Annotated in this window: 9 protein-coding genes; all 9 read left to right on the top strand. The window is 73.3% G+C overall.

Annotation, left to right across the window (positions count from 1 at the left end):
• The first annotated feature begins 2 nt into the window (after window positions 1-2).
• The 9 genes from ACIA5C_RS02875 (at window position 3) to menC (ending at window position 13,165) form a co-directional block, all read left to right on the top strand.
• Entirely contained in the window at window positions 3-992 is a 990-nt protein-coding gene (locus ACIA5C_RS02875; protein ID WP_396050557.1) for an ABC transporter permease, read from the top strand.
• Complete coding sequence (locus ACIA5C_RS02870) at window positions 992-2,866, top strand: dipeptide/oligopeptide/nickel ABC transporter permease/ATP-binding protein (RefSeq protein WP_396050556.1); 1,875 nt, start codon at window positions 992-994, stop codon at window positions 2,864-2,866. The genes ACIA5C_RS02875 and ACIA5C_RS02870 overlap by 1 nt, the downstream gene beginning before the upstream one ends.
• Window positions 2,863-4,245, top strand: a complete 1,383-nt coding sequence (locus ACIA5C_RS02865) for a serine hydrolase domain-containing protein (protein ID WP_396050555.1) — start codon at window positions 2,863-2,865, stop codon at window positions 4,243-4,245. Before ACIA5C_RS02870 ends, ACIA5C_RS02865 begins: the two co-directional genes overlap by 4 nt.
• Before the next feature lie 7 nt (window positions 4,246-4,252).
• Window positions 4,253-5,020 carry an ABC transporter ATP-binding protein gene (locus ACIA5C_RS02860; protein WP_396050553.1) on the top strand — a complete coding sequence of 256 codons (768 nt, stop codon included), beginning with the start codon at window positions 4,253-4,255 and terminating at the stop codon, window positions 5,018-5,020.
• A 29-nt stretch (window positions 5,021-5,049) separates the two neighbouring features.
• The gene (locus ACIA5C_RS02855; protein WP_396050551.1) at window positions 5,050-6,687 is read left to right on the top strand and encodes a PucR family transcriptional regulator; all 1,638 of its coding nucleotides are present in this window, start codon (window positions 5,050-5,052) and stop codon (window positions 6,685-6,687) included.
• 101 nt (window positions 6,688-6,788) lie between these two features.
• Complete coding sequence (locus ACIA5C_RS02850) at window positions 6,789-10,061, top strand: serine hydrolase (RefSeq protein ID WP_396050550.1); 3,273 nt, start codon at window positions 6,789-6,791, stop codon at window positions 10,059-10,061.
• A gap of 1 nt (window position 10,062) precedes the next feature.
• Window positions 10,063-11,175, top strand: a complete 1,113-nt coding sequence (locus ACIA5C_RS02845; RefSeq protein ID WP_396050548.1) for a M20 family metallopeptidase — start codon at window positions 10,063-10,065, stop codon at window positions 11,173-11,175.
• Window positions 11,175-12,059 (top strand): GNAT family N-acetyltransferase, encoded by an 885-nt coding sequence (locus tag ACIA5C_RS02840; RefSeq protein WP_396050546.1) that lies wholly within the window; start codon window positions 11,175-11,177, stop codon window positions 12,057-12,059. The genes ACIA5C_RS02845 and ACIA5C_RS02840 overlap by 1 nt, the downstream gene beginning before the upstream one ends.
• Complete coding sequence (gene menC, locus ACIA5C_RS02835; protein ID WP_396050544.1) at window positions 12,056-13,165, top strand: o-succinylbenzoate synthase; 1,110 nt, start codon at window positions 12,056-12,058, stop codon at window positions 13,163-13,165. Before ACIA5C_RS02840 ends, menC begins: the two co-directional genes overlap by 4 nt.
• Window positions 13,166-13,175 lie beyond the last annotated feature (10 nt).

Here is a 13,175-nt window from a genome sequence, read left to right as displayed (position 1 = left end):
AAGTGACAGCGGCGTCCGTGGACCGTAGCTTCACCGATTGGGCCGGCAGCGTCTGGGTCCGGTTCGCCCTTCGCCGGGCCGGGCAGCTGGTGCTGTCGCTCTGGGTGCTGGTGACCGCCGCGTTCACGATGATCCACGTGATCCCGGGCGACCCGGTCCGCGCCGCCCTGGGACCGACCGCGCCGCTCGCCCTGATCCAGCAGCGGCGGGCCGCACTGGGGCTCGACGATCCGTGGTGGCAGCAGTACTTCCACTACCTGGGGCACCTGTTCACCGGCGATCTGGGCGTCTCGATGACCTCGGGTCTGCCGGTGGCCGGCGTGATCGGCGACCGTCTGGGCGCGACGGTCGAAATGGCGGTGCTGGCGTTCGCGGTCGCGGTGGCGGTCTCGGTGCCGCTCGGCACGCTGATGGCGGTGCTGGCCCGGGACGGCCGGCGCCGGGGCGGCGACTGGTTCTTCACCTCGGCCAGCATCGTCGTGGCGACCATCCCCGACTTCCTGATGGCGGTCGGACTGGTCTTCGTGTTCAGCGTGTCGCTCCACTGGTTGCCGGTGGCCGGGCGGTCGGGCCCCGTCTCGTACGTCCTTCCGGTGCTCTCGCTGGCGATCGGGCCCGCACTCATGCTGGCCCGCATCGTCCGGGTGGAGATGCTCGCGGTGCTCCAGACCGACTACATCCGTACGGCCCGGGCCAAGCGCGTGCGCAGCACCGCGCTCTATCTGAAGCACGCGCTGCCCAACGCCCTGACCGCGACCATCACGATGGGCGGGCTGTTGCTCGGGGCGCTGGTCGCCGGAACGGTGCTGGTGGAGAACATCTTCGCGTGGCCGGGGCTGGGCGGCACCATCGTCGGCTCGATCGTGGCCAAGGACTATCCGACCGTCCAGGCCGTGGTTCTCGTCTACGGCGTCGGCGTCCTGCTGGTCAACCTCGCGGTCGACGTGGCACTCGCTCTGATCGATCCGCGTTCGACGATCCGGGAGGCCTGATGCTCGCTCGGCTGCGCAGCCCCCTCGGGATCACGGCCGGCGTCCTGCTCGTCCTGGTGGCCGGCGCCGCGGTGCTCGCCCCGCTGCTTCTGCACGCGCGCGCCGACGCGGTCGCGCCGGCCGCCATCCTGCAGGGGCCGTCGGCCGCCCATCCCGCCGGCACCGACCTGCTCGGACGGGACATCCTGGCCCGGGTCCTGGTCGCCACCCGGCTGTCGCTCCTGCTGGCGCTGCTGGCGACCGGGCTCGGGGTGTTCGTCGGGCTGCTGCTGGGCACCGCGCCGACGTTGCTCGGCCCCGCCCTCGGCCGCTGGGTCACCGCGGCGATCAACGTCGCGGTCGCGTTCCCGAGCCTGCTGCTGGCCCTCTTCTTCGCGGTGATCTTCGGGGTCGGCGCCCGAGGCGCGGTGCTGGCCATCGGTTTCGCCACGGCGCCCGGATTCGCCCGCCTGACCCACACCATGGCCGCCACGATCGCCGGCCGGGACTTCATCGCCGCCGCGCGGGTCGCCGGGGTCGGCTCCGTCCGGATCCTGCTACGGCACATCCTGCCGAACATCGCCGAGCCGCTGGTGGTCACCGCGACCATGTCGGCCGGCGGCGCGTTGCTGGCCTTCGCCAGCCTGTCCTTCCTCGGACTGGGCGTGCAGGCGCCGAGTTACGACTGGGGACGGCTGCTCGGCGAGGGCCTGGCGCAGATCTACATACATCCGGCCGGGGCGGTCGTCCCAGGGATCGCGGTCGTGCTCGCGGCCATGGCGTTCAACCTCTCCGGCGAGGCGGTCGCGCGGGTCATCGGGATGCGCTCCTCCGCCCGTACGCCCGGGCGGGCCGCCGCGCCGGCGACCGCCGTCCGGCCCGGACGCGAGGAGCGGAAAGCCCTCCTGACGGTGGAAAACCTGCGAGTCGGTTTCGGTGACGTGACGCCGGTGCGTGGTGTGAGCCTGGCGCTGGACCGGGGCGAGGCGGTCGGGATCGTCGGCGAGTCCGGATCGGGCAAGAGCCTCACCGCGCTGGCCGTCGCGCAACTGGTGGAGCGGCCGGGAGTGGTGCGCGCCGACCGGCTCGACCTGTTCGGCACCGATCTGCGCGAGGGCGCCCGCCGGGCTCACCGCCGGATGCTCGGCACCTCGCTCGCCATGGTCTTCCAGGACCCGATGACCTCGCTCAACCCCACCCAGCGGGTGGGCCGGCAGCTCGCCGAGGTGGTCCGCGAGCACCAGCGCGCGGGCCGTCGCCCGGCCTGGCGACGCGCGGTCGACCGGCTGGAGGCGGTCCGGATCCCCGATGCCGAACGCCGCGCCTCGCAGTTGCCGCACGAGTTCTCCGGCGGCATGCGGCAGCGCGCGATGATCGGCATGGGCCTGATGGGCGAGCCGCAACTGATCATCGCCGACGAGCCGACCACCGCGCTCGACGTCACCGTGCAACGCCAGGTGCTCCAGCTGCTGGCCGCCATCCGCGCCGATCGGGAACTGGGCCTGCTGTTCATCAGCCACGACGTCACCGTTGTGGGGCAGGTCTGCGACCGGGTGCTGGTCATGTACGCCGGGCGGATCGTCGAGGACCTGCCGACCGAGGCGCTGCTGCACGACGCCCGGCACCCGTACACGCGGGCGCTGGTGGCCGCGGTGCCGGACATGGACACCGACCGGGACCGGCCGCTCGCGGTGATCCCCGGCCGGCCGCCGGATCCGCACGCACTCCCGCCCGGCTGCGCCTTCGCCCCGCGCTGTCCCCTCGCCACCACCACCTGCCGGGAGGATGACCCGCCGCTCGCCGAATACGGCAACGGCCGCCGGGTCGCCTGCTGGCACGCCGACATCGCCCCCGTTGTCGTGGCCCCCGTCGAACTGAAAGGAGAAGTGTCATGACCATCGATACCGATCACTGGTCCGGGCGACTCGCCGAACTGGCCGCACGGCACCACGTACCGGGCGCGACCCTGGGCATCCTGCGGATGGCGGCCGACGGCGGCGAGGACGAGGTGGCCGAGGCCGCCTACGGGCTGCTGAACCTGCGTACCGGGGTGGAGACCACCGTCGACTCGATGTTCCAGCTCGGCTCGATCAGCAAGGTGTGGACCGCCACCCTGGTCATGCAACTGGTCGACGAGGGCCGGCTGCAGCTCGACGCCCCGTTGATCGAGGTCATGCCCGAGCTGAGCCTGGGCGACCCGGCGGTGGCCGCCAAGCTGACGATGCGGCACCTGCTCACGCACACCAGCGGCATCGACGGCGACATCCTCACCGACACCGGGCGCGGCGACGACTGCCTCGAGAAGTACGCGGCCGGGCTGGCCGGCGCGGCGCAGAACCACCCGCTCGAGGCCACCTGGTCCTACTGCAACTCCGGCTATTCGCTGGCCGGGCGGGTGGTCGAGAAACTGACCGGCGGTACCTGGGACGCGGCGATCAGGGACCGGCTGGTCACCCCGCTGGGGTTGACCCAGACCGTCACGCTGCCGGAGGACGTGCTGCCGTACCGGGCCGCGATGGGCCACCTGACCGACGAGGGCGAGCAGATCCCGGCGCCGGTCTGGGGCATCCCGCGCTCGGCCGGACCGGCCGGTGCCATCGTCGCGACCGTCGCCGACCTGCTGCTCTTCGCCCGCATGCACCTCAACGGCGGGGTAGCCGTCGACGGCACCCGGGTGCTGAGCGCCGACAGCGCCGCCGCGATGGCCGCGCACCAGGTGGAACTGCCGGACAAGCACACCCTCGGCGACTCGTGGGGCCTGGGCTGGGAGCGGGCCGACTGGGGCGGTCACCGGCTGATCGGCCACGACGGCAACACCATCGGCCAGGCGTCGTACCTGCGGATGCTGCCCGAGGAGGGCCTGGCCGTCACGCTGCTGACCAACGGGGGCAACGGGGCCAAGCTCTACGAGGAGCTCTACCGGGAGATCTTCGACCAGCTGGGCGGTGTGCCGGTCCCGCGCCCGCTCGGGCCGCCCGACGAGCCGGTGCACGTCGACATGAACCCCTACCTCGGCGTCTACGAGAGGTCCAGCATCCGTCAGCAGGTGCTGGTCGGCGACAACGGCCCGGTGATGCGGGTCAGCGTGACCGGACCGCTGGCCGAGGTGCTGCAGGCGCCGGACGCCGACTACCCGATGGTGCCGGTCGCACCGGACCTGTTCGTCTGCCGGGACCCGGAGACCGGCAACTGGATCCCGGCCACCTTCTATCAGCTGCCGACCGGCGAGCGGTACGTCCATTTCGGCGCCCGGGCCACCCCGGCACACGGGTGAGGGCCGGATGCGCGAGCTCACCTTCGAGGCCGTCACCGTCCGATTCGGATCGCGCCGGCACGGCACGGTCGCGGTCGACGGCGTCGACCTCGTCGTGCCGGCCGGACAGGTGGTCGGCCTGGTCGGCGAGTCCGGTTCGGGCAAGTCGACGCTGGCTCGCGCGGCGGCCGGGCTGGTCCCGCTCACCGGCGGGCGGATCCTCCTCGACGGGCGGCCGCCGTTCGCGCGTAAGGGAGAACCGCGGCCGCTGCAGATGGTGTTCCAGGATCCGTACTCGGCGCTGGACCCGCGGATGACCGTCGGCGCCTCGGTCGCCGAGGCCATCCCACGGCGCCCGCCGCTCCGTGGGGAGGGCCGGCGTGTCGAGGTGGCCCGTCTGCTGGACCTCGTCGGGCTGGCCGCCGACCACGCGGACGCCCGGCCGGATCAGCTCTCCGGCGGGCAGCGGCAACGGGTCGCCCTGGCCCGCGCGCTGGCCGGCCGGCCCGAGGTGATCGTGGCCGACGAGATCACCTCGGCGCTGGACGTCTCGATCCAGGGTGCGGTGCTCAACGTGGTGCGCGACCTCCAGCGACAGATGCGGCTGACCCTGTTGTTCATCTCGCACAACCTGGCGGTGGTCCGGTACGTGAGCGACATCGTGGCGGTGATGCGGCAGGGCCGGATCGTCGAGTGCGGCCCGGTCGACCAGGTGCTGGGCGATCCTCACCACGAATACACGCGGGAGTTGCTGGCCGCCGTTCCCCGCCCCGGCGTCCCGTTGCCCGGCTCGTGACCGCTCCTCAGCCGTTAGGCTGGAAGGTCATGAGCCAGCAGCCGCGCGCCAGCCTGGGTCGCGTCCTCGACGACCTCGGGGCGACGCTGCTCGACCTGGTGCACGGCGACCCGTCGTCGTCCGAGCCGATCACCGGGGTGGCCATCCACGACCCGTACGACGAACCGGACCTGCCCGCGCACGCGCTGGTCCTCGGTGTGGGCCTGCGCGATGCCGGCGAGATCGCGGCCCGCCTCCGGGCGCTCGGTGAGCAGGGCGCCGCCGGTCTGGTCGTCCGGGCCCCGCTGCCCGCCGGGGACGCGCTGCGGGCCGCGGTCGCCGAATCGGGGGTCGCGCTGCTCACGCTGACCCGGGGCGCGTCCTGGGCCCACCTGGCCTCGCTGCTGCGCTCGATGCTCCGGCAGGGCGACGTCGGCGCGGCCGAGCCCGAGACGCTCGGCGGGATGCCGTCCGGCGATCTCTTCGCCCTGGCCAACGCGGTCGCCGCGCTTGTCGACGCGCCGGTGACGATCGAGGATCCGGACTCCCGGGTGCTGGCCTTCTCGGCACGCCAGGAGGAAGCCGATCCGTCCCGTGTGGAGACGATCCTCGGCCGCCAGGTGCCCGACCGCTACGCCCGCCTGCTCTCGCGCGCCGGCGTCCATCGCGACCTGCACCACAGCGACCAGCCGGTCTACGTTCATCCGCCGGCCAACGCGCCGAGCGACTTCTCGGTGCCGCGGGTGGCGGTCGCCGTGCGCGCCGGCGACGAGTTCCTCGGGTCGATCTGGGCCGCCGTGCGTGAGCCGCTGAGCCCCGAACGCTCGCAGGCGTTCTGCGATGCCGCCAAGCTGGTTGCCCTGCACCTGCTGCGGTTGCGGGCGGGCGCGGACGTCGAGCGCCGCCTGCGGACGGAACTGGTCGGCACCGTGCTCGAGGGCCGGCCCGGGACCCGGGACGCGGTGGCCCGCCTCGGCCTGGCCGATCAGCCGTTGGTGGTGCTCGCGCTGGCTCTCGCGGGCGCGGACGGCGGTGCGCCGGCCGGGCCGGCCGCGCAGCGGCAACGACTCGGCGACGCGCTCGCCATGCATCTGAGCGCCGTGCAGGCCAACAGTGCGGTGGCGGTGCTCGGCGACGTGGTCTACGGGCTCCTTCCCCTCGCCGACGAGGAGCGGGCGGTCAAGGTGGCCGGCGACTTCCTCGACCGGGTCGGCGAACGTGTGCCGGCGGTGGCCGGGGTCGGTCCGGTGGCGTCGTCGGCGGCGGCGCTGCCGGCCGCGCGGGCCGGCGCCGACCGCGCGTTGCGGGTGCTGCGCAGCGGAAACGGATGCGGACGGCTGGTCGCCCGGCTCACCGATGTGCACGTCGAGGCCATGGTGCTGGAGCTGAGGGATCTGGTGGTGGCCCGCGGGGACGAGCCCACCGGGCCGATGGCGCGGCTGCTTGCGTACGACACCGAACACCACGCGAATCTGGTCGAGACGCTGGTGGCGTGGCTGGACGCGTTCGGTGACGCGGTGGCCGCCGCGGCCGCGCTGCACGTGCACCCCAACACGTTCCGGTACCGGCTGCGCCGGCTGGCCGAGGTCGGCGAGCTCGACCTGTCCGACCCGGAGGCCCGCTTCGGCGTCATGCTGCAGCTCCGGGTCTTTTCTGGTGACCAGCGACGGCCGGCCGACTCGGCGTAGCGGACGAGCCGGGCGGCCTTCTCTCGTCGCCGCGCACCAAGACATCCGGGCGGCCGGCGGGCAGGCTTCGCGCCAGGAACCCGCGAGCCGGAGGTATTGCCGTGGTACGTCGTGCGCGGATCGATGACCTGATGTCGGTGGCGGCGCCGGAGCAGCCCGCCCTCAGCCCGGACGGCCGGACCGTCGCCTACGTGTTGCGCAGCGCGGACGAGGCCGGCGACCGTGTGGTCCGGAGTATCTGGATCGCCGGAACGGACAACCGCCGCCTCACCCGGGGGCCCGCCGACTCGGCCCCGGCCTGGTCGCCCGACGGGCAGCGGCTGGCCTTCCTGCGCGGCGGCGACGGTCCCGCCCAGATCTGGCTGCTGCCGGTGGGCGGCGGCGAGGCGGAGGCGGTCACCGATCTGGCGTCGGGCGCGGGCGCTCCGGTGTGGAGCCCGGACGGCACGAGGATCGCGTTCTCGGCGCCGGTCGGTGGCACCGGCGAGGACCCGAGCGTGATCCGGCGGATCGACTACCAGGCCGACGGGGCCGGGCTGCTGCGCGGCGTCCGCAAGCATCTGTTCGTGCTCGACGTCGCGACCGGGAAGTCCCGCCAGGTGACCGAGGGCGACTGGCACGCCGGCGAGCCGGCCTGGTCACCCGACTCGACCCGGCTCGCCTTCGGCGCGGCCACCGCACCCGACGCCGACCTGGTGTTCCGGGCACCGGTGCACGTCCTGGACGTCACCGACGGGAAGGCCCGCCCACGGATCGCCGGCCTCGCCGAGGGCGCCGCCGGCGCGGTGGTGTGGACGCCGCGCGGCGACGCGCTGCTGGTCGTCGGCACGACGGGCACCCCGACCGGGCACGCCGGTCTGCAATACGTGCCGCTGGACGGCGGTCCGGTCCGCAACCTCGCCGCCTGGCTGGACCGCAACGTGATGGCCGGCGGCCCCGGCTATCCGGGTGGGCTGCCGCGGTTCACCGCCGACGGCCGTACGGTGCTCTTCTGCGCCCGCGACCGGGGCTGCACCCACCTCTACGCGGCCGACCTGGACGGCGGGGCGCCGCGGCCGATCGTCGCCGGGGCCGGCCGGGTCGTCTCCGGGCTGTCGGTTGCCGGCGACACCGCCGCGGTGGTCCTGGCGACGCCCACCTCGTACGGCGAGGTGGTGACGGTGGATCTGGCGTCCGGCACCGAGACCGTACGCACCGGGCACGGCACCGCCTTCGCCGACGTGGAGCCGTTCCCCCGCGTCGAGCGGACCTTCGCCATCTCGGACGGCACCGAGGTGCAGGCCTGGCTGATCCGCGATCCCGAGGCGACCGGGCCGGGGCCGCTGCTGCTCGACGTCCACGGCGGCCCGCACAACGCCTGGAACGGCGCCGCCGACGAGGTACATCTCTATCACCAGGAACTGGCCGCCGACGGCTGGACCGTGCTGCTGGTCAACCCGCGGGCGAGCGACGGCTACGGCGAGCGGTTCTACACCGCGGCCCTCGGCGCCTGGGGCGAGGCCGACGCCCGTGACTTCCTGGAACCGGTCGACCAGCTGGTCGCCGACGGCACCGCCGACCCGCGGCGCCTCGCGGTGGCCGGCTACAGCTACGGCGGTTACATGGCGTGCTATCTGACCGCGCACGACGACCGGTTCGCGGCCGCGGTGACCGGCGGCGTGGTGAGCGATCTGACCAGCATGGCCGGGACCTCCGACGACGGCACCCTGCTGGCCGCCCTCGAGCTGGGCGGGCGGCCGTGGGAGGCGCCCGAGCGGTACGCGGCGATGTCGCCGCTCAGCCGGGTCGCCGACGTGCACACGCCGACCCTGATCCTGCAGGGCGACGCCGACGTGCGGTGTCCGATCGGCCAGGCCCAGCAGTGGCACACCGCGCTGCGGGAGCGCGACGTGCCGGCCGAAATGGTGCTCTATCCGGGCGCCTCACACCTGTTCATCGTCGAGGGGCGGCCCTCGCAGCGGGTGGACTTCAACCGGCGGATCTCCGAGTGGGTACGCCGCCACACCGGCACCGGCCGGGCCCCGGTGGACGCCGCGCACTGGCAGCGGAGGTTGTCGGTGCTGGCCGAGCGGCACGGCATTCCCGGCGCCACACTGGGAATCCTGCGTGGTGACGAGCTGGTCGAGGCGGCGTACGGCGTGCTCAACGTGGACACCGGCGTCGAGACCACCACCACATCGGTGTTCCAGATCGGCTCGATCAGCAAGGTGTGGACCGCCACGGTCGTGCAGCAGCTGGTGGACGAGGGCAAGCTCGAGCTCGACGCGCCGATCACCGACGTACTTCCCGAACTGGTCCTCGCCGACCCGGGCACCACGGCCAAGGTGACGATGCGGCACCTGCTCACCCACACCAGCGGCATCGACGGCGACGTCTTCACCGACACCGGCCGGGGCGACGACTGCCTGGAGAAGTACGTTCACGGGCTGCGCGACGTGGCCCAGAACCATCCGCTGGGCGCCACCTGGGCGTACTGCAACTCGGGGTACGTGATCGCCGGCCGGGTCATCGAGAAACTCACCGGCGGCACGTGGGACGCGGCGATCCGGGAGCGGATCATCACCCCGCTCGGCCTGCACCGCACCGGCACGCTGCCCGAGGAGGCGTTGCTGCACCGCGCCTCGGCCGGTCACACCGCCGGTCCAGCGGTAGCTCCGGTGTGGACGCTCCCGCGCGCGCTCGGCCCGGCCGGTCTCATCACGTCCACGGTGGCCGACCTGCTCGGTTTCGCCCGTCTGCACCTCGACGGCGGCGTGGGTCCCGACGGCAGCAGGCTCCTGAGCGAGGACGGCGCCGCGGCGATGGCCACCGAGCAGGTCGAGTTGCCCGAGAAGCACACCCTCGGTGACTCGTGGGGGCTCGGCTGGATCCGGTTCGGCTGGGACGGCCGGCGGCTGATCGGCCACGACGGCAACACCATCGGGCAGTCCGCCTTCCTGCGGCTGCTGCCGGAACAGGGGCTGGCGGTAACCCTTCTCACCAACGGCGAGGGCGCCCGCGACCTCTACCAGGATCTGTTCGGCGAGATCTTCGCCGAGGTGGCCGGGGTGACGATGCCGCAACCCCTCACGCCACCGCGTCCGCCGGTCACCGTCGACATCACACCGCATCTGGGCACCTACGAGCGGACGAGCAGCCGCATCGAGGTACTCCCCGGCGATGGCGAGCCGGTGCTGCGGATGACGCTGACCGGGCCGCTGGCCGAGCTCGACCCGCACCCGGTCACCGAGCTGCCTATGGTCGCGGTGGACGAGAACCTGTTCCTCGTACGCCTTCCGGAGAGTCAATCCTGGCTGCCGGTGATGTTCTACCGGCTGCCCACCGGCGAGCAATACGTGCACCTCGGCGTACGCGCGACCCCGAAGGTCGCCTGACATGGAGGTGCCGGGCCTGCTGGCCGACATCGAGGCCATGGTGACCTGCGAGTCGCCGTCGGAGGACCGGGCCGCCGTGGCTCGCAGCGCCGAGGTGGTCGCGGGGATCGGCCATCGGCTGCTCGGGGCGTGGCCGGACCGGATCGTCCTCGACGGGCGCACTCACCTGCGCTGGAAGTTCGGGGACGCGCCCACGCGGGTGCTGCTGCTCGGGCATCACGACACGGTGTGGCCGATCGGGTCGCTTGTCTCCCATCCGTACGAGAACAAGGGTTTGATCCTGCGGGGTCCGGGTTGCTTCGACATGAAGGCGGGTGTGGCGCAGGCTCTGCACGCCGTGGCCGGTCTGCCGGACCGGGCCGGGGTGACGATCCTCATCACCGGCGACGAGGAGCTCGGTTCGCCGACGTCGCGCGAACTCATCGAGACGGAGGCGGCCGGTTGTGCCGGCGCGCTGGTGCTCGAGGCGTCGGCCGACGGCGGTGCGCTGAAGACGTCCCGGAAGGGGGTCTCGCTCTATCGGGTACGTGTCGTGGGCCGGGCCTCGCACGCCGGTCTGGAGCCGGAGGCGGGCGTGAACTCGACTGTGGAGCTGGCCCATCAGGTGCTGGCCGTGCGGGCGCTGGCCGATCCGGCGCTGGGAACCACCGTGGAACCCACGCGGGCCAAGGCGGGCACGACGACCAACACCGTTCCGGCGGCCGGCGAGTTCGACGTGGACGTGCGCGTGCGTACCCTCGCCGAGCAGGACCGGGTCGACCGGGCGATGCGGGCGCTGAGCCCGGTGCTGCCGGACGCCCGGGTCGAGGTCGAGGGCGGCCCGAACCGCCCGCCGCTCGAGGAGTCGGCCTCGGCCGAGTTGTTCGCCCGGGCGGTGAAGGTGGCGGCTCGTCTGGACCTGCCCTCGCCGGCCCGGGCGTCGGTCGGCGGTGCGTCGGACGGCAACTTCACCGCCGGGATCGGCACGCCGACGCTGGACGGGCTCGGCGCGGTCGGCGGCGGTGCCCACGCCGACTCCGAACATGTCGTCGTGACCGAGCTTCCGCACCGGGTGGCGCTGGTCGCCGGGCTCACCGCGGAACTGCTGGCGGTCGATTCTCCGGCGGGACGCTGATGAGCGACCACATCGGCATGCTCAGCGAGGCGGAGAACGCCACCGCGGTGGCCGAGGCGGCCGCGAACGGCGCCGGGGTCGCGGTGCGTCCGCTCTCCGACCCGGCCGAGCTGCGCGCGGTCTGCCGGCTCTTCGACGGCATCTGGCACCCCGACCCGGCCGATGCCGCGGTGACCCCGAGCCTGCTGCGGGCGCTGAGCAAGGCGGGCAGCTACGTGGCCGGTGCCTACGACTGCGGCGGTGGTGGTCTGATCGGCGCCTGCGTCGGCTTCTTCGCCGCACCGACCCGTCAGGAGCTGCACAGCCACATCGCCGGGGTGGCGGCGGCGGCCCGCGGCCGCAGCGTGGGCCGGGCCCTGAAGCTGCACCAGCGCGCCTGGGCCCTGAGCCAGGGCGTCACCACGGTCACCTGGACGTTCGACCCGCTGGTGAGCCGCAACGCCTACGTCAACCTGGTCAAGCTGGGCGCGACGCCGGCGCAGTACCTGCCGGACTTCTACGGCAGCATGGGCGACGCCATCAACGGCAACGACGTCACCGACCGTCTGCTGCTGCGCTGGGACCTCACCGCCGACCACGTCGCGCGGGCCGCCCGCGGCCTCCACGAGCGCTGGGACGCGTCGACGCTACGCGAGAACGGCGCGGTGGTCGGTCTCGGCCGCTCCCCGGACGGGCGGCCCCTCGCGGGCACGGCGGACGGCTCGGCCGTGCTCGTGGCGGTCCCGCCGGACATCGAATCTCTGCGCCGCGCCGACCCGGCCTGCGCGCGGGAGTGGCGGGCGGCGGTGCGCGACACGCTCGGCCGGCTGCTCGACCGGGGCGCGGCGGTGGTGGGTTTCGACCGAGCCGGATGGTACGTGCTGGACCGAGGGGAGAACCGATGAAGCTCACCGGCATCGAGCTGCGCCGCGTCCGGATGCCGCTGGTGGCACCGTTCCGGACGTCGTTCGGCACCGCAACCGAACGCGACGTCCTGCTGGTGCGGGCGGTGACCGGCGAGGCCGAGGGCTGGGGCGAGTGCGTCGCGATGACCGATCCGCTCTACTCCAGCGAGTACGTCGAGGCCGCGGCCGACGTCATGCGGCGCTATCTGGTTCCGGCGCTGGCCGACCGCCCGCCCGCCGACGCGGTCGCGGTCGCGCCGGCGCTGCGGCCGTTCAAGGGCCACCGGATGGCCAAGGCGGCACTCGAGACCGCGATACTCGACGCCGAACTGCGGGAGACCGGGCGTACGTTCGCGCGCGAGCTCGGCGCGACCCGCGACCGCGTGCCGTGCGGTGTGTCGGTCGGCATCACCGACTCGGTCCCCGAACTGCTCGACACCGTCGGTGGCTACCTCGCCGAGGGATATGTCCGGATCAAGCTCAAGATCGAGCCAGGCTGGGACGTGGCGCCGGTCCGGGCCGTCCGCGAACGGTACGGCGACGACGTGCTGCTTCAGGTCGACGCGAACACGGCGTACACGGTCGGGGACGCGTCTCTGCTGGCCGCGCTCGACCCGTTCGGGCTGCTGCTGATCGAGCAGCCGCTGGACGAGGAGGACATCCTCGGGCACGTCGAGCTTTCGCGCCGGGTCCGCACCCCGATCTGCCTGGACGAGTCGATCGTGTCGGCCCGGGCGGCGGCCGACGCCATCCGGCTCGGCGCGTGCAGCATCATCAACGTCAAGCCGGGCCGGGTCGGCGGCTACCTGGAATCCCGGCGCATCCACGACGTATGCGTGGCCAACGGCGTCCCGGTCTGGTGCGGCGGCATGCTCGAGACCGGCGTGGGCCGGGCCGCCAACGTCGCGCTGGCCGCCCTCCCCGGATTCACGCTGCCCGGCGACACGTCGGCGTCCGACCGGTACTTCCGGACCGACCTCACGGAGCCGTTCGTGCTCGAGGACGGCCACCTGCCGGTGCCGGACGGGCCGGGCATCGGGGTGGCTCCGCGCCCGGAGATCCTCGCCGAGGTGACGACCGCTACGGAATGGCTACCGCTGGCGTAACTGCGAAGGG

Source organism: Actinoplanes sp. NPDC051343, assembly GCF_044455125.1.
Lineage (GTDB): Bacteria > Actinomycetota > Actinomycetes > Mycobacteriales > Micromonosporaceae > Actinoplanes.
The sequence above is the reverse complement of the archived record's forward strand: the minus strand, read 5'-3'. Positions and strand labels throughout refer to the sequence as shown.

Coding starts and splice junctions, on each gene's coding strand:
- ACIA5C_RS02870 (WP_396050556.1), top strand. CDS start 992: ATGCTCGCTCGGCTGCGCAGCCCCCTCGGGATCACGGCCGGCGTCCTG.
- ACIA5C_RS02865 (WP_396050555.1), top strand. CDS start 2,863: ATGACCATCGATACCGATCACTGGTCCGGGCGACTCGCCGAACTGGCC.
- ACIA5C_RS02860 (WP_396050553.1), top strand. CDS start 4,253: ATGCGCGAGCTCACCTTCGAGGCCGTCACCGTCCGATTCGGATCGCGC.
- ACIA5C_RS02855 (WP_396050551.1), top strand. CDS start 5,050: ATGAGCCAGCAGCCGCGCGCCAGCCTGGGTCGCGTCCTCGACGACCTC.
- ACIA5C_RS02845 (WP_396050548.1), top strand. CDS start 10,063: ATGGAGGTGCCGGGCCTGCTGGCCGACATCGAGGCCATGGTGACCTGC.
- ACIA5C_RS02840 (WP_396050546.1), top strand. CDS start 11,175: ATGAGCGACCACATCGGCATGCTCAGCGAGGCGGAGAACGCCACCGCG.
- menC (WP_396050544.1), top strand. CDS start 12,056: ATGAAGCTCACCGGCATCGAGCTGCGCCGCGTCCGGATGCCGCTGGTG.